The 18,713-nt window shown below is 37.9% G+C and carries 19 protein-coding genes and 1 pseudogene; 8 read left to right on the top strand and 12 right to left on the bottom strand.

Annotated elements, in window-relative coordinates:
• Positions 1-6: 6 nt before the first annotated feature.
• The 4 genes from cmoA to ACE1B6_RS04480 all read right to left on the bottom strand — a co-directional run bounded on the left by cmoA (position 7) and on the right by ACE1B6_RS04480 (position 3,503).
• Positions 7-765: a carboxy-S-adenosyl-L-methionine synthase CmoA gene (gene cmoA / locus ACE1B6_RS04495; protein WP_413256044.1), complete on the bottom strand. Its 759-nt coding sequence runs from the start codon at positions 763-765 to the stop codon at positions 7-9.
• Positions 762-1,337: a PspC domain-containing protein gene (locus tag ACE1B6_RS04490; RefSeq protein WP_413256043.1), complete on the bottom strand. Its 576-nt coding sequence runs from the start codon at positions 1,335-1,337 to the stop codon at positions 762-764. Before ACE1B6_RS04490 ends, cmoA begins: the two co-directional genes overlap by 4 nt.
• A gap of 55 nt (positions 1,338-1,392) precedes the next feature.
• Positions 1,393-1,839, bottom strand: a complete 447-nt coding sequence (locus ACE1B6_RS04485) for a hypothetical protein (RefSeq protein WP_413256042.1) — start codon at positions 1,837-1,839, stop codon at positions 1,393-1,395.
• Positions 1,840-2,072: 233 nt separating this feature from the next.
• Positions 2,073-3,503 carry an MFS transporter gene (locus tag ACE1B6_RS04480; RefSeq protein ID WP_413256041.1) on the bottom strand — a complete coding sequence of 477 codons (1,431 nt, stop codon included), beginning with the start codon at positions 3,501-3,503 and terminating at the stop codon, positions 2,073-2,075.
• A gap of 316 nt (positions 3,504-3,819) precedes the next feature.
• Between ACE1B6_RS04480 and ACE1B6_RS04475 the strand changes: the two genes are divergently transcribed.
• On the top strand, positions 3,820-5,049 hold the full coding sequence (locus ACE1B6_RS04475) for a U32 family peptidase (protein WP_413256040.1): 1,230 nt from the start codon (positions 3,820-3,822) through the stop codon (positions 5,047-5,049).
• Positions 5,039-6,205, top strand: a complete 1,167-nt coding sequence (locus tag ACE1B6_RS04470) for a U32 family peptidase (RefSeq protein ID WP_413256039.1) — start codon at positions 5,039-5,041, stop codon at positions 6,203-6,205. The genes ACE1B6_RS04475 and ACE1B6_RS04470 overlap by 11 nt, the downstream gene beginning before the upstream one ends.
• A gap of 21 nt (positions 6,206-6,226) precedes the next feature.
• Here ACE1B6_RS04470 and ACE1B6_RS04465 read toward each other — a convergent pair whose 3' ends face one another.
• The 3 genes and pseudogenes from ACE1B6_RS04465 to ACE1B6_RS04455 all read right to left on the bottom strand — a co-directional run bounded on the left by ACE1B6_RS04465 (position 6,227) and on the right by ACE1B6_RS04455 (position 8,365).
• Positions 6,227-6,634, bottom strand: a complete 408-nt coding sequence (locus tag ACE1B6_RS04465) for a helix-turn-helix domain-containing protein (RefSeq protein WP_413256038.1) — start codon at positions 6,632-6,634, stop codon at positions 6,227-6,229.
• Positions 6,615-6,815: pseudogene (locus ACE1B6_RS04460) on the bottom strand (type II toxin-antitoxin system HigB family toxin); the annotation flags it as partial. The gene ACE1B6_RS04465 and the pseudogene ACE1B6_RS04460, both read right to left, overlap by 20 nt.
• 200 nt (positions 6,816-7,015) lie before the next feature.
• Complete coding sequence (locus ACE1B6_RS04455) at positions 7,016-8,365, bottom strand: cytochrome P450 (RefSeq protein ID WP_413256037.1); 1,350 nt, start codon at positions 8,363-8,365, stop codon at positions 7,016-7,018.
• A 261-nt stretch (positions 8,366-8,626) separates the two neighbouring features.
• Between ACE1B6_RS04455 and ACE1B6_RS04450 the strand changes: the two genes are divergently transcribed.
• Positions 8,627-9,256 carry an AAA family ATPase gene (locus tag ACE1B6_RS04450; protein ID WP_413256036.1) on the top strand — a complete coding sequence of 210 codons (630 nt, stop codon included), beginning with the start codon at positions 8,627-8,629 and terminating at the stop codon, positions 9,254-9,256.
• 5 nt (positions 9,257-9,261) lie between these two features.
• A complete protein-coding gene (locus ACE1B6_RS04445) occupies positions 9,262-9,930 on the top strand; it encodes a hypothetical protein (RefSeq protein WP_413256035.1) in 669 nt (222 codons plus the stop codon).
• A 48-nt stretch (positions 9,931-9,978) separates the two neighbouring features.
• On the opposite strand, the gene ACE1B6_RS04440 is transcribed toward ACE1B6_RS04445, so the two are convergent.
• Positions 9,979-11,073, bottom strand: a complete 1,095-nt coding sequence (locus ACE1B6_RS04440) for a site-2 protease family protein (RefSeq protein ID WP_413256034.1) — start codon at positions 11,071-11,073, stop codon at positions 9,979-9,981.
• 258 nt (positions 11,074-11,331) lie between these two features.
• On the opposite strand from ACE1B6_RS04440, the gene ACE1B6_RS04435 reads away from it, so the two are divergent.
• Positions 11,332-11,832, top strand: coding sequence for a 2TM domain-containing protein (locus ACE1B6_RS04435; protein ID WP_413256033.1), 501 nt, complete (start codon positions 11,332-11,334; stop codon positions 11,830-11,832).
• Positions 11,833-11,857: 25 nt separating this feature from the next.
• Here the strand turns inward: ACE1B6_RS04435 and ACE1B6_RS04430 are convergent, their stop codons facing one another.
• Positions 11,858-12,154, bottom strand: coding sequence for a Mo-dependent nitrogenase C-terminal domain-containing protein (locus ACE1B6_RS04430; RefSeq protein ID WP_459562972.1), 297 nt, complete (start codon positions 12,152-12,154; stop codon positions 11,858-11,860).
• A gap of 326 nt (positions 12,155-12,480) precedes the next feature.
• Between ACE1B6_RS04430 and ACE1B6_RS04425 the strand changes: the two genes are divergently transcribed.
• Positions 12,481-12,675 carry a hypothetical protein gene (locus tag ACE1B6_RS04425; RefSeq protein ID WP_413256031.1) on the top strand — a complete coding sequence of 65 codons (195 nt, stop codon included), beginning with the start codon at positions 12,481-12,483 and terminating at the stop codon, positions 12,673-12,675.
• A gap of 72 nt (positions 12,676-12,747) precedes the next feature.
• Here the strand turns inward: ACE1B6_RS04425 and ACE1B6_RS04420 are convergent, their stop codons facing one another.
• Complete coding sequence (locus ACE1B6_RS04420; protein ID WP_413256030.1) at positions 12,748-13,767, bottom strand: sodium:calcium antiporter; 1,020 nt, start codon at positions 13,765-13,767, stop codon at positions 12,748-12,750.
• A gap of 62 nt (positions 13,768-13,829) precedes the next feature.
• Positions 13,830-14,798, bottom strand: coding sequence for an SGNH/GDSL hydrolase family protein (locus tag ACE1B6_RS04415; RefSeq protein ID WP_413256029.1), 969 nt, complete (start codon positions 14,796-14,798; stop codon positions 13,830-13,832).
• 103 nt (positions 14,799-14,901) lie between these two features.
• Between ACE1B6_RS04415 and glsA the strand changes: the two genes are divergently transcribed.
• Entirely contained in the window at positions 14,902-15,876 is a 975-nt protein-coding gene (gene glsA, locus ACE1B6_RS04410) for a glutaminase A (RefSeq protein ID WP_413256028.1), read from the top strand.
• Positions 15,877-15,900: 24 nt separating this feature from the next.
• Here the strand turns inward: glsA and ACE1B6_RS04405 are convergent, their stop codons facing one another.
• Positions 15,901-16,284 carry a DoxX family protein gene (locus ACE1B6_RS04405; protein ID WP_413256027.1) on the bottom strand — a complete coding sequence of 128 codons (384 nt, stop codon included), beginning with the start codon at positions 16,282-16,284 and terminating at the stop codon, positions 15,901-15,903.
• Between the two features lie 422 nt (positions 16,285-16,706).
• Here ACE1B6_RS04405 and ACE1B6_RS04400 point away from each other — a divergent pair, with 422 nt between their 5' ends.
• The gene (locus tag ACE1B6_RS04400) at positions 16,707-18,356 is read left to right on the top strand and encodes a choice-of-anchor I family protein (RefSeq protein WP_413256026.1); all 1,650 of its coding nucleotides are present in this window, start codon (positions 16,707-16,709) and stop codon (positions 18,354-18,356) included.
• Positions 18,357-18,713 lie beyond the last annotated feature (357 nt).

The raw sequence follows: 18,713 nt of genomic DNA, 5'->3' as shown, positions 1-18,713 counted from the left end.
AAATTCCTATTTAAGTGCTACCAAAGAAAGAAAATTATGCAATTTAATCAAAGAATCAACCTGCTGAAAACCACTATCTTTTAACATTTGCAACTGCTCAGTTTCCGTCAAAGGTACTAAAACATTTTCCAGTGCTTCCTTTTTGCGTTCAATTTCTGTTTGAGCATAGCCATTATACGCCTTAAAAGCTTCATAATGTCGGGTAATTGTTTCTTGAAATTGGGGTAATGGTGATTTTACCTTTTCACTCAAAAATAATAAACCACCAGGAACTAAACCTTCATAGATCGACTTTAGTAACTTTTGGCGCACTTGTAAAGACAAAAACTGTAAAGTGTAATTAATAATCACTACACTGCTGTTTTCAAAAGAGCAATTTTCTGCACTATCACAAATTAATTCTAATTGATGTATTTGCTGAATTGGTAACAACTTTTCCCTAGCTTTTTCTAACATTGCTTGTGAATTATCAATCCCGACTAATGTCGCTGGTTGCTGCAAAAATCGCCCGATTAATTCTAAAAATGTGCCTGTAGAACAGCCAATATCAATAATTTTAGTTCCAGGTTGGTAGTACGCTTTAGTCCAATGAGCAGCACAGGCTAAAACTTCCCGATACAGAGGAACTGAGCGAGAAATCATGTTATCAAAAACATTGACAACATCCTCGTTAAACACAAAAGGTTTGGGCCAAGGGCCTTTTTCAAACAGTTCATCTTTTTCAGGACTAAGATAGAGATTGGTAGGATAAATTTCGTCTTTCATGAGTTTGGTTCTAAGGGAAAAGCTAACCACAACCAAAGATATAAAGGTGCGCCAAATCCAGGGGCAACTATTGCTAAAATTACGGTAACAATTCTTACTGCTAACAGTGGTAAATTGGTTTTTTTAGCGATCGCACTACAAATTCCGGCGATTAATTTATGACGACGACTCCGGTAAAAAATCGCAAATGGTGCTTGTGATGTTTCTTCTCCTTTTCGCAATTTAACGAATTTTATAACTAAAGAAATTAGCATTCCAATTATACCTAAAATGCCAGAGGGAATAGTAATAATTGCCAGTAAATGAGCAAAAGTCATTAAGGTAATTGTTTCTCCCAAAGAGGGATTTCCCGGACATTTATAGATATTAATATCTGTGGTACAGTTGTAGACTTTTGCCAAACCAACTCCGCCCAAACCTATTAGTATGGGGAAAGCTGCGTACAAAATGCAAATTACTAGCAGAACTAATTGCCAAGGAATTGAGAGAGAACGGCGAATGGCGATCGCTGCTAATGCTGGCCCAAAAAACAACAGCAGCGAAATCAAAGAAAGGAAAAAAATTTCACCCATTAGAAAGGTTTAAAGTAATCTAGTTTACCAACTAATAGTTTACTTTATCCTCTCTTTAATGCCTAATAAATTCTTGAATAGAGCCAGCTAAATAGTGTAATAATTGATTGTCCGTACTGGGAATAGGAGTTAAATAAAATCTTTCTCCTGACAATAAGTTTAGTCTTAATCTATAAAACTGAATACCAAATAATTTAAAGGGTTCAACTTCAACTAAAGAAATCTTGCTAATAGGAAAATGGTAATGTCGCCTTCCCAACCATCCTGTTTGTTTAAACACTACCCGATTGTCTACTTTATCAAATAAACAAAATTTTTCCGGGCTACCAAACATCATAAAATTAGCACAAACGATGCAAAAGAATCCAAACCAATCAGTAGGGAATTTAGAAGAGATAAAAATGAGCAATCCAATTGCTGCGGTAAAAATGCTCAAAACCCAAATGGTAATTGGGCGTTCCCGCAAAGTTAGTAAGGTAAAAGTGCGTTGAACTACTCTCATATTTTAAGTATGTCTAGAATTGCAGTTAAGAAAAACTACATTTAGGAAGATTAGGTTTTCGCGATCGCACCTAATAAATCTTACCTCCCATAGAAAAATCAACCTAAAGCAGTACTCACTACCTTACCAAAAGTAGAGGTCATCTTTTTTATAACTAATTAACTCAACATTGATTAAGGATGAGATTTGGGATTTTAGATAGAGATAACCCAAAATTCCAAATCTTAACTCTATCATTCGTTAACTGCTTCCAGAGATTTCCCAGTTGTTTCAATGCGAAACATATAGGTAATTACTGCTGCTAATACGCAACAGATAGACAACAAAACTAGCACAATTGAAATTCCTACCGATTTTTGTAAAATTGGTAAAGCGAAAGTCCCTAAAACGGCTCCAGCTTTGGCGAAAGCAGCGGCAAAACCAGCACCACTGGCGCGAATTGAAGTGGTAAAAACTTCGCCTGATAATAGAAAAGTTGTAGAATTTGGCCCAGCATTCATCATTAAATTAAAGATGAAGAAACCGAGAAAGACGATCGCCGTACTCCAAAAACTACCTGAGCTAATCAAATTAGAACTTGCTAACACCAAAAGTCCCACAGCCATGCCACAAAAACCAACAATTTGTAAGCGAATGCGTCCAACTTTTTCCACTAAAAATACTGCAATCAAAAACCCAGCAATTAAAAACAAATCGACAAAAGCAGAACCTCTTGCAGCAGCAGTTTCTCGCTCCAGAAAACTGGTAGCATTTTCAAAAGCTAAAGCGCCAATAATTGTCGGAGTAAAAATGCCAATTCCGTAGGTAGCAATATCTTGTAAAAACCAAGGAACTGAAGCCAAAATTGTGCTGCGAAGGTATTTAGGAGAAAATAAGGCACTATAAGAAAGACTTGGTTCTCTTTCTGGGGGATCGCTTTCTGCGGTGATTGCGATCGGTTCATCTAATAAAGTAGATGCCGCCTTAGAAGCTTCATCATATTCACACCTGGCAATGTAATAACGCGGACTTTCTAACAAAAAACTAAAACGCAAAATCGCCACAATAATTGCTAATATTAATCCTACTCCTAACATCCAACGCCACGAATATTGAATAATTGGTAACATTGAATCTGGATAAATCACTTGAAACAAATGAATTGTAATTAATCCAGTTACAGCACCCAAAAGTGCTCCCACTGCTTGAAAAGTAAAAGCACCAATTACCATTCTTCCCCGCAGTCGAGAAGGAACATTTTCCGTAATATACGAAACACTAATTGGATAATCTGCACCAATACCAACACCCACCAAAAAACGAAATATAATTAATGAAGTGGCATTCCAAGCAAATGCTGTTCCAGCAGTAGCAATCACAAAAATGGCAATATCAATAACTAACATTAACTGGCGACCAATTTTATCAGTAATTGGACCCAAAGTTAGTGCTCCTACTAACGATCCTGCGATCGCAGCTACCGCCACAGCGCCAACTTGCGTCGAACCCAAATTAAAGTCTCGCTGAAGAAACGGTAAAGCAATACCAATAATAAAAAAATCAAACCCATCTAAGGCAATTAATCCCGCCGATAATATCCAAAGTAACCACATCACGCGAGTTACTGGTGCAGCATCCAGCCTTTCTTCAAAGGATAAAGGTTGGGTAGTTAAAGTTGTAGTCATTTCGTTACTTTCTTAGTTCCTGAATTTTATTGCTAAAGAAGGAGTTTTCATGTTACAAGATTTTTGCCAACGAATTTGAATACCCAGCGATAGAAATTCCGGCAAAACCCGCCCACCTCTACAATTTGTAGCAAATATCCCAACCCTAAATCAATTGTAAAAACCCCTTCTTTTCCTCTTTCTTCCTCTTCTCTTCGCGCTCTTCGCGTCTTCGCGGTTCAAAAATTTTTCTTTCACAAATCATAGAAGATTGCTAAACTTTTGTAAATAACCAATTAAAATCAAGATAACATAAGTTTAGCCCCAAGTAATACCAATGTGGAAACCCGAACTCCTAGCGCCAGCTAAAAACTTAGAACGCCTCAAAGTTGCCATTGCTTATGGTGCAGATGCCATATATTTAGGCGGACAAAAATACGGCTTGCGGGCGCGTGCAGATAATTTTACTGACTATGAATTAGAGCAAGCAGTAGTATTTGCCCATCAACATAATGCGAAAATTTATGTTACCCTAAACGCCTTTCTGCACGATTCTGATTTTGTCGGATTAGCTGAGTATTGTCAATTTTTAGAATCTATTGGTGTTGATGCTGTTATTGTTTCCGATCTGGGTGTAATTCGGGCTATTCGTAACAGTTCAAACTTGAATATTCACTTATCGACGCAAGCTTCTTGTCTCAATTCTTATGCTGGGCTGTTGTGGAAACAAACGGGAGTAAAGCGGTTAATTGTTGGGCGAGAATTGACGATCGCAGAAGCTGGCGCAATTCGAGAAAAATCCGGCATTGAAGTAGAAATGTTTACTCACGGTGCCATGTGTATGGCTTATTCTGGACATTGCACCATTTCTAATTTTACCGCAGGTCGAGATTCTAATCGCGGTGGTTGTATTCAATCTTGTCGATTGCCTTATCATTTAGAAACTGAAGAAAATAAATCGGATGATTTAGTAAGTTTCATGTCTTCAAGAGATTTGTGGGGAATCTATCAAATCGGAGAATTTTTTCAACATCAAATTTGCTCTTTAAAAATTGAAGGGCGGATGAAATCTTCTTTCTATGTTGGCTTAACTTGTAAGGTTTATCGCCAGTTAATTGATGCTTATGCTGCTGGAACATTGAATGCAGAAATGTTGCAAGTTGCGGCGCGAGAACTGCAATCTGTACCTAACCGAGACTATTTTTCTGGCTCTTTAGAAACGCCAGCAAGTAAGGATTCTGTGTTCGGACAATTGTCTGGGATAAATACAGGAACTTACGAATATTTAGGTTTAGTTGTGGATACCACTCCTGATGAAATTGTGCTGCAACTTGTGGAACCTTTAGCATTAGGAGAAGAGATTGAGATTATCCCGTTTCAAGGAGAGGCTATTCGGGGGAGAGTCGATCGCCTTTTCTCCATCACAGGTGAAAGTGTAGAATTTATGCGTCAAGATAGTATTGTGCGAATTCCCAAATTTTCCACAGCAACAAAAGCAGCAAATATTGCCAAATACAATGTAGTTCGATTCAAATCAGCAGTTAAAGAAGTCGCAAATGCAATTTAACACTTTTGTTTCATCAATTTCTGATTTAGAACGGTGCGTTAATGCTCCTAATTTACAGGAAGTATTATTAGAACCGATATTATTAGCACGTCAGGGAAAACTTACAGAAAATCAGGTACAAAGTTTAGCCAAGGAAGCTTTAAAACGAGGATTGCGCCCAGTTTTAGTTTGGGATATTTTGATGCCAGAACGGGTAATGAACGAGGTTTGTGAAAGGTTAAAAAGTTGGGATTTCAGTCAATTTGCAGCGATTCGCGTTTGCGATCCTGGTGTTGCTTACTGGTTGAAAATTTATTTCCCAAAAATGCCGTTACAGTTAATTGTAGAAACGGGAAATCATAACTTTGAATCTTTGCTTGGATGGTGCGAAATTTTTGGGGAAAGTTTGGAAAGATTGATATTGTCGATCGAACTCCCCGAAGAAAAACTCATTGAATATTGCCAAAAACTCCCTCTACCTTGCGAATTACTTGGTGTTGGTCAAATTTTACTATTTTACTCACCACGCTCTCTATTAACTGAACCTTTAGCAGCAGAAGATGATTTAAATTCAACGCTTTATTTACAAGCTAATGCTGCTTTTGAAGATGCACCAAATCGGCATTTTCCCACATTAGAAACTATACATGGAACTTTCATGTTTTTGGACAAAGACCAGTTTATTTTGGATAAATTGCAGGGATTAGAATCAGCAGGATTACATACAGTAAGATTAGACTTAAGACATTTAGAAAAAAATGGCGATGTCGCAGTTGATATCGATAATATTTGCTGTCAAATTCTCGAAGATCCCGCAAGTTTACGATTAAATTGGTTTAGAGAAACTCGCGCCCCATTCTTTAAAGCAAATCGCACTACATCACTTTTCCCCAGAATGAAATCGAAAGTGGCAGATTACCGAAATCAAAATTGTTTAGCAGAAGTGTTAACCGGAGAAAGCGGCAAATATGTAGTTTTTCAAACCTTCCGTTCTTTCGATGTTTCCCAAATAAAAAACATGATTATGCCTACAGGTGAAGAGATTAAAATCCCGCCCGAAACTGTCTTTCGTAATATAAATGGCGAACAATTATCAACTTTTACATCTGACCAAATTCTAGTAACAAATTGGATTAAAAAAGCCGTACCAGGAACTTTACTTTTGAGTAAAGGGTAGAGGATAAAAGGTAAAAATATCCTATTCCACAAAATCCTCTGGCGACATATTGAATAAATCAGCAAGTTGCCGAATTTGATTTTCTGTAAGTTGACGCTGACCACTCAATACTTCAGATACAATTGACTCATTCCCAAAAATAGGAACTAAGTCTTGTGGTTGTAAATTATATTCTATTAACAATGCCTCAATTAGCTCTGCACCAAAAATGTCAGGTATAGGTTCATGATGAAGTTGCTCGTACTCATAAACTAAAGTACCTAAAACATTCAAATAGTCTTGTTCGTCCAGTGTTAATTCACTTCGATCGATCAATGAATCAATTACTTTTTGGGTAGCTAGTAGTTCCTCCTCAGAATTAATTGGACGAGGAGGAAATTTTTTGAGTAATTCTATATATTCGTTAGTGTTAGTTGTACCAGTCGTCATTTTTCCAGTCCTCTTTGTCGTATTCTGCATGGGTGAGGACATGGCGGATAAAAACTTTTTGATATTTGTAATCTACAAATGTAATAAGTCTATAGTTATTACCGCCGATGTTAAAAACTGTGAGATTACCGACTTGATCGGCTGAAGGTATTGTTTGGCGCAATTCATCAAAACTTTGCCATTACATTACCAAATTTAACAAATTATATTATTTATGTCAAATTATTTGAGATTATTTATTCGGGCAATTATTATTTCATTGTAATATTGATTAATTTGAATCAGGACTTACACAGATATTAGTAAACACACTATATTTTGTAGTGAAAATTCATGAAATTTCACTACATACATCATTGCTGTGTAAGCCTTATAAAAATTCTAGCGATAATTTGCCACCATTCGCATTCCGGCGGGTGCTGCTAAAGTTAAACCGCGACGTACTGGACGCACTGGGCGTTTATTAACTAAAGAAACTTGAAAACGTGAGAGAATTGTTGCTAAAACTAACTTCATTTCATACTGAGCAAAAGCCATACCAATACAACGTCGATTTCCGCCACCAAATGGCAAATATTCGTAGGGGGAAAACTGTTTTTCTAAAAAGCGTTCTGGCTTAAATTCCTTGGGTTGAGGGTAAACTTCTTCTCGATGGTGCGCTAAATAAATACTGGGAATAATTACATCTTTTGGTTGTAATTTGTAACCCATGATTTCGATCGCAGTTTTTACCCGACGCGGAAAGCCATTTATAACAATGGGATAAATTCGCAAGGTTTCTTGACAGACTGCTGTTAAATAAGGCAACTTAGCAATAATACTTGGATCTGGATTTTCTCCTAAACTTTCTAATTCTCTTAGTAGTTTTTCTTGGACTTGGGGTAAGCGATCGATCCAATACAACGCCCAAGTTAAACCTGAAGCAGTAGTTTCATGTCCTGCTATTAACAAAGTCATTAATTCATCCCGTAATTCTATATCAGTCATTGGTTGATTATTTTCGTCACGGGCTGACATCATTAAACTGAGAATATCTTGGCGATTTGAGTTGACTTCGGCTCGACGTTCCCGAATTAAAGCATAAATTAATTCATCAATTTCTTGGACTTGGCGTAACATCCAACCCCAAGGACTCCAAGCACCTAAATCTTTTTGCAGAAAGCCAAAAAATAAGGCAAAAGATAAGATGGGAGAACCGAGAAATTCTAACACTGAACTAATTTTGTGTCGCAGTTGTTGTAAATTTTCTCCTTCATCCAAACCAAACACAACTCGCAAGATTACCCGCAAGGAAATTTCTTGCATTGAATGACGAACATTGAAAGATTTTCCTGGTTTCCATTCGGTGATTACCTGTTGGGTAATCTCTGGAATAATTTGACCATAAGCTCGCATTCTTTCGCCATGAAAGGGAGGAGTTAAAAGTTGACGTTGCCGCTGATGACGATCGCCATCTAAAGCTAACAATGAGTTAGTTCCCAACAAAAATGATAAACCGATATTTCCTCCACCTACCTCAAAATAATTAGCATCAGCCGCAAAAATTGCTTGCAGTGCTTCCGGTTGACTGAAGTAAATTAGGGGAATATCATTGCGCCCCAAAACAGTAAAGGAATCGCCATAAATTTTGGCAAAATCTTCTACATATTCCACTGGTTGAGTAACAAACTTAATTAGCCGCAGAAATCGAGGCATTTTTGGGCCATTAGGGAGAGTGCGATCGAAACTCATAAATATATTTTGCTAAATTCCCATCTACTTTATTCTGCCAATTTCTACTTGACAAATGCCATGAAATTTTCAAGTAGGGGCGAAGCATTCCGGTAGATATATTTGGGTTCAACCAACCAATTATTACCGGAATGCTTCGCCCCTACCAATCTACCAACTACCAATTACTGATGAGTAAAACCAATTTACTAAATATGAAAAACTTAAGAAAAAAGTCAAAGAAAGCGGTATATTCTGGAAAGTGAGCGTCGGAAGCAACCAGTGGCTAAAATCATCGCAATTCTAAACGGTAAGGGAGGCGTAGGAAAAACTACTACGGCTATTAATTTAGCTGCAACCCTCTCGGATAAATCAAAAGTTCTTTTAGTTGATGCAGATATTCAAGGTTCCGCCAGTTGGTGGTATGAACGAGCTAAGGATTCCTGGGGATTTGACTTATCGAAAGAAACAAATCCTAAACTTTTGAATCGGTTACGCAAGATAGAAGGCTATGATTTAGTAGTGGTAGACACACCTCCGGCGCTGCGCTCGGAAGCATTAGCAGCTGTCATAGCGATCGCAGATTATCTAGTTTTGCCCACACCTCCAGCACCAATGGATTTAGCCGTACTGATTGAAACAGTCAGGGAAGCAGTCACACCAAAAGGTGTCGCCCATCGGGTGTTGTTGACAAAAGTCGATTCGCGGAGTTTGGGCGAAGCACTAGAAGCACAAAACACGCTTTTAGAACTAGGAATCCCCGCTTGTCATGCTTTTGTTCGGGCTTATAAAGCTCACGAAAGAGCCGCTTTAGATGGCGTACCAATTACACATTGGCGCGGCAAAAATGCGCGGGAGGCTGAAGCTGACTACCGTCGAGTTGCTAACGAATTACAACGAGATTGGAGGTAACGATTATGGCAAGAAAAAATCTTTCTGACTTACTGCGCCAAGAAGCACAAAAAAACCCAAATTCTGAAGATGACAATGTGAAAAATCAGGAAAAAGTAATTGATGTATCAGCAGTAGAAGCAGTGGAAGTTACAGCAGAAGAAGTTACCATAAATGTAAACGATCAATCTTCTCCTAAACGCAGTAGTTCCACTAAAGCCGAATTAGAAACAACTGTCTCGGAATTGCAAGCAGCTTTAGACGCAGTTAAAGAAAATGAAACAAGCTTGCATAAAGAAGTTGAGGAATTACGATCGCACTTAATCAAATCTCAACAAAATGAAGCTAAGCTAGAAAAACAACTGGCAGAATCGCGATCGGAAATAGAAAGTCAGAAAAAATTGCTCAAACAACAAGAACAAAAGCTAGAAAAAACTAGCCAAATCAAAAAGGAATTAGACGAAGCTAAGAAAACTTCCCTGCAATTAGCAAATGCTAACTCGGCAATTGAAGAAGAGGTGAAAGAGTTAAGGAAAAAACTGGAAGACTTACAACCCAAACCCGCACAGTTAACAACAAAATCCGCACAATTAACAGTTAAACAAATAAGAAAAGAAGGGAAACATTTACATTTCCCCTCCCAAACAAATGATAATTCAGATGATTTTGCCTCTAATACTTGGTTGCTGGACTAGAACTTATAGCAGTTGGCTAGTAACCTTCTGCTTTCTGCCTTCAACAAGTTAGCGTTTTTGTAATTTGTTTTCCAGCAATTTGGCGATCGAATCTTTTTCCAGCAATCCCACTAACACACCATCAGCTTGAACTACAGGTAGTTCAGTAACATTATTTTGTTCGATCAACTTTGCCACATCAAGCAACGATCGATCGGGACTTACTACCTTAGTTTGATCTACAGGTTTTGTTAGTTCTCTTACTGGAGTGAAGGGCCAAAGATCGGTAGCAATAGTTCTCATGTCATCAACCGCCATTTCTCCCACTAACCTACCTGTTTCATCGATGACTAAAAACTTGCGCCAAACATCTTTACCAATCACATAATCATTAGCTAATTTTCGCAAAGACATTGATTCTAAAACAATTGGGCTGTTAGGATTTACTGCTTCCTCAGCTTTCAAATTGGTAAGTTGATCTTGTAATTTAGCGTATTGAACAGCACGCCCAGCATTTTGGAATAAGAACCAACCAATCAATGCGTACCACCAACCACCAGCAAAGCTAGTTCCCAACAATCCTAAAACAATTGATAACCCAAAAGTAATTCCTAGTACACCAAAAATTTGACCGACTCTACCAGCGAAAATCACACCTTTAAAAGGATTACCAGTGATTTTCCAAACCAGGGCTTTCAGAACATTTCCACCATCTAAAGGTAAGCCAGGAATTAAGTTAAATACACCCAATGCCAGGTTAATATAACCTAGCAATGCTAACATTCCCGCCAAAGGCCCAGAAATGCCAGTACCTAAACTAATAAATGTAAACAATCCAAACAGCAGAAAACTGACTAATGGGCCTGCGATCGCTACCCAAAAAGCACCCGATGGAGTCTTAGATTCTTCCGCTAAATTAGCTAAACCACCAAACAAAAACAAAGTAATTGATTTGACTTCTATTCCCTGACGAATAGCAGCAAAACTATGTCCTAGTTCATGCGCCAAGACAGAGGCAAATAGCGATAAAGCTACAATTAATCCCAGTACTAAACCCAGTTGGCTGCTATAGCTTAACGTCACTAATCCCAAAATGAAAAACCAAGTGGGATGGACGAAAAACGGAATGCCAAATAAATTACCAATGCGAATAGAACCGTTCATTTGGTTGCCTCTGATTTCAGCTTATAGAAGATAATTTTATCTTCTCTTCTTTTCAATTGTGACAAAATGTAACTATTGTTTTCATTTTTCAAGTAGCGTATTTCCCGTCCTTTTCGGTTCGGTTTTGCCGATCGCAACCAAATTTCCCGATAATTTCGGCATAATATAAGAAGAATCACCAAATCTGAAAACGCATATCAGTCCTCAGATTTATCTATGAGGTAAATCTAAAATTGAAAATCTAAAATCGAAAATCCCATGACACCCACATCCCAAAACAACCAAGTCACTCGCTGTTACAAACAAGAAGATATACAGCAAATTCTCCAAATCGCCATTTCCCGACAAGTTAACGATGGGGAATTTTCCCGCGAACAACTCTGGGAAATAGCTGATGAATTAGATATCGATCCGCAAACATTAGAATTAGCGGAATCCGAATGGTTAGCTAGACAAGGAGAACAAAGAAAGCGCCAAGAATTTAACTTATATCGTCGGAGTAAATTTAAAAGACATTTTGGTAGATATGCAATTACGAATTCATTTTTAATGTTGTTCAACTTTGTAGTAGTTGGACATTTAACTTGGTCGCTTTATCTTCTATTACTGTGGGGTTTAGGTTTGGGACTGAATGCCTGGAATACCTTTCAATCGGATGGTGAAGAATACGAAAGGGCTTTTCAACAATGGTATCGGCGCTACCAATTTAAAGAAACCGTTAATGGCTTTTTCCAGAAGTTAATCAAAGCAGTTAATTAGTCATTGTCTATTCACAAATGACTAATTAAACGCAATAAATGCTAATATCTTCTCCACATCGATCGGCTAGGTAAGACAAAGCCCGAAACCGTAAACTCATTAGTTGATCGTAGAGAGGATTAATTTTACAAAGTGGGGGAATATGTAAAACAGTTTTCCCGAAAACTTTAATATCTCTAGCAAAGGGACATTGGGCGGGAATTAAACGGCAAACTAACTGGGCAAATTGGCGATCGCGCACATCAATATTATCTAAAGATTGACGCATCGGATGTAAAATGTAATCTACAATACTGGGTGATTTGTGATAGTTGCTAGTCATAACAGTCATAATCTCACCTGGGTTAACTTATATTTTTATCTTCATCCCTACAGCGAGTTTTTCCGGTGACTTTGCAAGTAATTATTTGTGATAATTATGGGGAAAATTTGCGATCGGACATCCACCTATTGAGTGACTTGTGACAGCTTTAAGAGTGACTCACCTCACTTTAGTTAAAATTAATTACATATTGTTATTACTCATCACAATTTAATTAACTAGAGTTACGTATTGTTATTACAGATACAGTTTATTTTGGTATTTCATTAAAATAGAAAACTATAGATGCTCATCGCAGCCTCATCACTGCCAACGGAGGTCAGTTTATGTCAGAACTTAAATCTAAAGTTCCAGTGCTTCATAACAATCAAGAACTTGAAGAAGCAATCAAGAAATACAAATCTAGCGATCTAAGCGTTAACGAACTCCTTTGCCAGTGGCAAGCAATCCGTGACGCAGCTTTGAATTTAGGTTTGTCCAACAAAGATACTGACAAAGTTCCAGGTCAAGATAGTTACTAACTCTAGCAAGGGTAATACAGGTATTCCACAAGTATAAATCTGGTAGAATCAAAATTGGTTTTACCAGTTTTTTCAACCGGAAAAAAACACTAACAAAAATCCGCCCAGATACAACAGCAATAACAGAAAACTCTCAAAGCCAATGTTGCCAATGCCATGTTTTTCGCGCCGCAACAAGCCCAAGAGTAGAATCCCAGTCATTAAAATAGTTAAAGCTAAAAGAAATACTTGGTGTTCTGTTAAAGCGTGATAAATTGAACCTTTGTGATAAGCGAGATCGCACAAAGCTAAAACTAAGACATCAAAGCTATTGCCACCGAGAACGCCGCTTACTGCTAAAGTAAAGGCGCGACGTTGTACGGCTGCGATCGTAGTTACTAATTCCGGCAATGATGTCGAAATTGCCGTGAACAAACTACCCACAGCATTTTCCGAAAGATGTGTCGATCGAGTAATAGAAATACCCGCTTTTTCAACACCATACCCAGCAATAGCTAGAATCACCGCAAGTATTAAGAAATATCCCCATAACTTAACTGTTCCCGAACTATCTGTTTCTTCGATCGAGGTTTCAAATTTTTCTGTATCCTGCGCTTTCCACATTGGGGAACTATGGGCTACTGCTACTAAACGTAAGCCAAAAATGTAGGTAATAACTAATCCAATAGAAGCGGGATGAATTCCCCAAATGTTAATCAGCGGATAAGCAGTTGCTAGTAAAGGAATTGTGAGTAAAACTATTAACAAACTTCCTTGGGTTAATGTTTCTACGGAAGCGGCAGCGTATTCTAAATTTGCTTCTAAATAAGTAATATCGGCAATTCCTAAAAATGCCGTTTGCACAGCAATATCACCTAGCGCATTACTTAAAGCTAATACTGGGTGATTGCCTAAAGCGGCACTGATTGAGGTAACAATTCCTGGTAAAGAAGTACTAAATCCTAAGAATAAAGCCCCCATTAATGCTTGTCCGAGTTTGGTTTTTTGGGCTAGGCGATCGGCAATTTCAGCTATGCGAGTACCACTGACAACTATTACCACAGCTGAGATTATAAATAAAACAATACTAATTTCTAGCGATAAGTTACTCAAGTTTTTTACTAATTTTTTGAGCTTTTCTCTTCTATTTTAGAGAAAATTACATCTTTTGAGGTTTAAGAACGATTTCCAATCCGTTTCCTTTGTTTCCACATAATTAAACTGACAGCCAAAACAGTAAATATGAGAATACTTAAAGGTATTGCTAATTTAATTGATGAGTTAGTTACAGATTTGGGAGTAGTTGTTAGCTTATGTGAAGCTAATTGTACTAATAATTTATGGGCAGCAGTTGAAGGATGAATTCCATCCCAAAATAAATATTCGTTGGGGCGATCGCACACATTTCCATCACCTAAACAAGCTTGCGTGACATTTTCCAATCCATATTTTTCTGGAGAATTATAAACTAGTTGAAACAGCGCATTAACATCAATATAGCCAATATTAGTATCACCGAATTCCTGGCGTAAACTTTTCAGAGATGCGGCTAATCCTGTGTTATGATTCTGAGTTAAACGGCTGAGTAAATTGGCACGTTCAGTGGTGCGAGTAGCGGGCAGTTTCCCTAAATCTGGCAAGTTAACCACAACAATATTTTTTGCCCCACTTTCCGCCAAACGCTTGACTGCGGTAGCTAAATTATTAATAGGTAAAGTAGTATCCGTAGCGCCACCAAGGTAATCATTAGCACCAGCCCAAATAATATACAGTGCCTTAGAATTGACAGTAGTATTTTCAGCTTTAAATCTTTGAATTTGGGCTAAAACTCCGGGAGGTAACTGTTGCGAATCGCCTGTTTTAGCGCCCCCATAAGCAAAGTTATTAACTAAATTTGAGCTTAATTTTAATCGAGATGCGAGATATTCTACCCAAACTGGGCCATTAGAATAACGCCCTTTAAAATAAGGTGGACTTGGGGGATTGTTACCGTTAGTAGCTTGGTAAACATTACCTACATCGGAAAGACTATCACCAAAGACATAAATTTGCGGAGAATTTTGTGCTGAAATCGGGTTGAGAGATCCTAAAATTATTGTTAAGCAGATTGTAAATCCGACCGTCGCTAACCACCATTTTTTCATTATTGCTGTTCCCAGATTTATTTTTGGGGTTTTTCTCTTCTATTTTAGAGAAAATTAGAGTTATTGTTATAACTAAGCTTACTTTGCAGGTAATATCCCGACTATGATTAACGAATCAGAGGCTATTTCATCTCCTTTACTGTCTGTATTACAAGATTTGCATCAAAAGTATCAGCACTTACAAGAAGGGGAATTAGCAGATTATATTCCAGAGTTGGCGAAAGTTAACCCAGATTTGTTTAGTATCTGTGTCATGACTACAGATGGTCAAATTTTTGCAGTGGGGGATTACCAACATTTATTTACAATTCAGTCAATTTCTAAAGTTTTTGTTTATGGAATGGCGTTAGAAGAACATGGGCGAGATTATGTTTTAACCAAAGTTGGTGTAGAACCGACAGGAGAGGCTTTTAATTCAATTGTATTAGATGAAATGTCGAAACGACCCTATAATCCAATGGTCAATGCTGGGGCGATCGCTACTACTAGTTTAATCAAAGGTTCTGGCCCAACAGAAAGATTAAACCGAATGTTAGATATGTTCCGGCGATATATTGGTCATGATATTTTTATTGATATTTCTGTGTTCATGTCGGAAAGAACTACCGGACATCGTAACCGGGCGATCGCACATTTAATGCTGAATTTTGGCATGATCGATCGAAACATTGAAGAGGTTTTAGATTTATATTTCCAACAGTGTGCCTTAATGGTTAACTGTCAAGATTTGGCAGTAATGGCAGCAACTTTAGCCAATAATGGTGTTAATCCGCTGACGGGAGAACAGGCAATAAAACGTGATTATGTGCGCGATATTTTAAGCGTGATGTATACCTGTGGAATGTACAATTTTACCGGGGAATGGGTTTATAATGTTGGGCTTCCGGCAAAAAGTGGAGTTTCTGGAGGAATCATGGTAGTAGTACCCAATAAGTTGGGAATAGCGGTTTTTTCTCCACTTTTAGATGAACGAGGAAATAGTGTGCGGGGGGTGAAAATTTGTGAGGAACTTTCGCAAAAATATGGGTTACATATTTTTGATTATTTGTTGGGTAGTTGTAAGTTTAACGGAAATTGATTTACTGGGAAGTTTGACTAACAATCAGGTTTTTTCATCTAAGCTAATCGGCCCCGAACCATAATAATAGACCATTAATAATCCCCCGAAAATTGCTAAGTTTTTCATAAATTGAATTACTTGCATTCTTTCAGCAAAGTTGGTGTGAAAAATCAAAGTTGCGGGGATTAAAAAGAGAATTAGGAGAAGGCTTCCCCAACGGGCTTTGTAACCGATTAGGACTGACAAACCGCCTAAAAGTTCAAATGCGATCGCACCCACCAACAACAAACCTGTTAACTGTAACGGGATACCATTCTGCGCCATATACTTTTGGGTTCCGGCAAAATCTGTGATTTTATCGAAAGCAGATTTCAGAAAAATGGCGGAGAGAAAAGCCCTTGCTATTAAAGGAATATATCTTTGCATGGCTGTGTTAATTTGGTTTGCAGTGCGACAGAGTTGAAGTAATTATTGTTATAGATCGAAGTGTTTGTTGGCATCTATCTTAGGGTAATAAAGGCGATTTATTTAATCCTAAATCCTTAGAAGTAAACCCAAATTTAGCAATAGAGGAGCAAGTTTTCACTACATTACAGAAAAACTGGGTTTCTGAGTCGGGGATTTTTAAAGTTTTCCGCAAAATGTCCGTAGGATTTTTAAAGATTTAGTAAAAATTACCGAAAATTACCGAAAGCTTAACTTCTCTTAAACTAACGCTGATACTTTCAATCAGGGCAAGTACAGCAGATTTACGGTTATTCAGCAACCAAGCCAACACAATGGCAGGGAATAATTCTGTAATTATCTATACCTGCTAACAGCGATTGTTTTTTCAGAGGTTAATTATCATGGCAAAAAATCTACCTGCGTCCAAAGTTTTCGGGAGAATGCAAAAATTCGTTAGTACAACTATTCAATCTACTTTGTTGTTAGGTGTAGTAACTGCACCAGCAACGGCTTTGAATCTGACACCAATGGGTACTTACAATACAGGTATTTTTGATGAAGGCGCAGCGGAAATTTCTGCTTACGATCCGATAACTCAGAGGTTATTTGTTACTAATGCTAATGCTAATACAATTGATATTTTAAGTATTAGCGATCCGACCAATCCATCTTTGTTATTTAACATAGATCTCAACCCTTATGGTGGCGGAGTAAATAGTGTTGCTTATAGCAATAATATGTTTGCGATCGCAGTGGAAAATGCGATCGCCCAAGACCCAGGAAATGTAGTTTTCTTCGACGCAAATGGTACTTTTTTAAACTCAGTCACTGTTGGCGCTTTACCCGATATGCTGACCTTTACACCTGATGGAAAAAAGGTATTAGTTGCTAATGAAGGCGAGCCAAACAGTGATTATACAGTCGATCCTGAAGGTTCGGTAAGCATTATCGATCTGTTTGATTTTAGCGTCAAAACTGCTGGCTTTAATGGAGTTCCGGTTACTGGTTTTGTGCGTCAGTTTGGCCCCGGTGCTACACTTGCTCAAGATTTAGAACCGGAATATATTGCTGTTTCCGCAGATGGGAAAAAAGCTTGGGTAACACTACAAGAAAATAACGCTTTGGGTATTTTGGATATTGCCGAAGGTAAGTTTGAAAAAATTGTTGGACTTGGTTTTAAAGACCATAGTTTAGCGGAAAATTCTCTGGATGCTAGCGATCGCGATAATCAAATCAATATCACAACTTATCCTAATTTATTTGGGATGTATCAACCAGATGCGATCGCCTCTTACAACGTCAATGGCAAAACCTATTTAGTCACCGCTAACGAAGGTGATGCTCGTGACTATGATACTTTTGCTGAAGAAGCCAGAATCAAAGATTTGTTACTCGATTCCGAAGCATTTCCTAATGCAAATGAACTACAAAAAGACTCACAATTAGGACGTTTGCAAGTTACAAATACGCTAGGCGACACTGACGAAGACGGCGACTTCGACAAACTTTATGCTTTTGGCGGACGTTCTTTTTCTATTTGGGATGAAAGCGGTAATTTAATTTTTGACAGCGGTGATGCTTTGGAAAAAATCACTGCGGAACGTTTTCCCGAATTTTTTAATGCTAGTAACGACGATCAAGAATTTGACAGTCGCAGCGATAACAAAGGGCCAGAACCAGAAGGTCTGACTGTAGGCGAATTTATGGGTCGCACTTATGCCTTTATCGGTTTAGAACGCATTGGCGGAGTGATGGTTTATGATATTTCCGATCCGGTGCAACCAGTGTTTGTTGATTATGTAAATAGTAAGCGCAACTTTTTGGGCGATCCTGAATTGGGAACCGCAGGAGATCTCGGCCCAGAAGGTTTATTATTTATTGCAGCAAAAAATAGTCCTACTGGTAATCCTTTGTTAGTGGTAACTAATGAAATTAGCGGTTCAACTACTATTTATTCCGCCTCTGTTCCCGAACCTTCAACAGTTTTAGGTTTGTTGGTTTTAAGCGGTTTTGGTTTGCTAGGTTTGAAACGCAAAGGTTTGTGTTCATAGTTTAGATAAGTTTGGATGGTGCGTCAGAGAAGTGAAAATTTTTAGCGAATTAAGGCTTTTTGCTCTGACGCACCCTACGAATCGAAGATTTTGATTTATTTGTTAGTAATTTGAAACAGTTTTTATTTAAAATTAACTAAAATTAAATTGGGCAATCTGGCGCTAATTTGACAAAATTTAGGACGAGAAGTTAGAAGGAAACTTTAGTGAATTCTGCCAAAAGACAGAGCAGCATTTCTACTCGGTTAACAGAAAATCAATTAATATAATGTATATCTTTAGACTCAGACTCGGTGACAGAGAAAATTGGTGTGCCGATGCGGGGTTGGTAGCTGTGTAGCAATTGCTTTTTGGGTG

It is taken from the genome of Floridaenema fluviatile BLCC-F154 (assembly GCF_041929135.1).
GTDB lineage: Bacteria > Cyanobacteriota > Cyanobacteriia > Cyanobacteriales > Aerosakkonemataceae > Floridanema > Floridanema fluviatile.
The sequence above is the reverse complement of the archived record's forward strand: the minus strand, read 5'-3'. Positions and strand labels throughout refer to the sequence as shown.

What these genes read in the sequence shown, in the direction of transcription:
- ACE1B6_RS04430 (WP_459562972.1), bottom strand. Translation starts at nt 12,154, where the DNA reads ATGACTAGCAACTATCACAAATCACCCAGTATTGTAGATTACATTTTA.
- ACE1B6_RS04445 (WP_413256035.1), top strand. Translation starts at nt 9,262, where the DNA reads ATGGCAAGAAAAAATCTTTCTGACTTACTGCGCCAAGAAGCACAAAAA.
- ACE1B6_RS04400 (WP_413256026.1), top strand. Translation starts at nt 16,707, where the DNA reads ATGGCAAAAAATCTACCTGCGTCCAAAGTTTTCGGGAGAATGCAAAAA.
- ACE1B6_RS04455 (WP_413256037.1), bottom strand. Translation starts at nt 8,365, where the DNA reads ATGAGTTTCGATCGCACTCTCCCTAATGGCCCAAAAATGCCTCGATTT.
- glsA (WP_413256028.1), top strand. Translation starts at nt 14,902, where the DNA reads ATGATTAACGAATCAGAGGCTATTTCATCTCCTTTACTGTCTGTATTA.
- ACE1B6_RS04405 (WP_413256027.1), bottom strand. Translation starts at nt 16,284, where the DNA reads ATGCAAAGATATATTCCTTTAATAGCAAGGGCTTTTCTCTCCGCCATT.
- ACE1B6_RS04425 (WP_413256031.1), top strand. Translation starts at nt 12,481, where the DNA reads ATGTCAGAACTTAAATCTAAAGTTCCAGTGCTTCATAACAATCAAGAA.
- ACE1B6_RS04435 (WP_413256033.1), top strand. Translation starts at nt 11,332, where the DNA reads ATGACACCCACATCCCAAAACAACCAAGTCACTCGCTGTTACAAACAA.
- ACE1B6_RS04465 (WP_413256038.1), bottom strand. Translation starts at nt 6,634, where the DNA reads ATGACGACTGGTACAACTAACACTAACGAATATATAGAATTACTCAAA.
- ACE1B6_RS04475 (WP_413256040.1), top strand. Translation starts at nt 3,820, where the DNA reads ATGTGGAAACCCGAACTCCTAGCGCCAGCTAAAAACTTAGAACGCCTC.
- cmoA (WP_413256044.1), bottom strand. Translation starts at nt 765, where the DNA reads ATGAAAGACGAAATTTATCCTACCAATCTCTATCTTAGTCCTGAAAAA.
- ACE1B6_RS04490 (WP_413256043.1), bottom strand. Translation starts at nt 1,337, where the DNA reads ATGGGTGAAATTTTTTTCCTTTCTTTGATTTCGCTGCTGTTGTTTTTT.
- ACE1B6_RS04470 (WP_413256039.1), top strand. Translation starts at nt 5,039, where the DNA reads ATGCAATTTAACACTTTTGTTTCATCAATTTCTGATTTAGAACGGTGC.
- ACE1B6_RS04440 (WP_413256034.1), bottom strand. Translation starts at nt 11,073, where the DNA reads ATGAACGGTTCTATTCGCATTGGTAATTTATTTGGCATTCCGTTTTTC.
- ACE1B6_RS04415 (WP_413256029.1), bottom strand. Translation starts at nt 14,798, where the DNA reads ATGAAAAAATGGTGGTTAGCGACGGTCGGATTTACAATCTGCTTAACA.
- ACE1B6_RS04480 (WP_413256041.1), bottom strand. Translation starts at nt 3,503, where the DNA reads ATGACTACAACTTTAACTACCCAACCTTTATCCTTTGAAGAAAGGCTG.
- ACE1B6_RS04485 (WP_413256042.1), bottom strand. Translation starts at nt 1,839, where the DNA reads ATGAGAGTAGTTCAACGCACTTTTACCTTACTAACTTTGCGGGAACGC.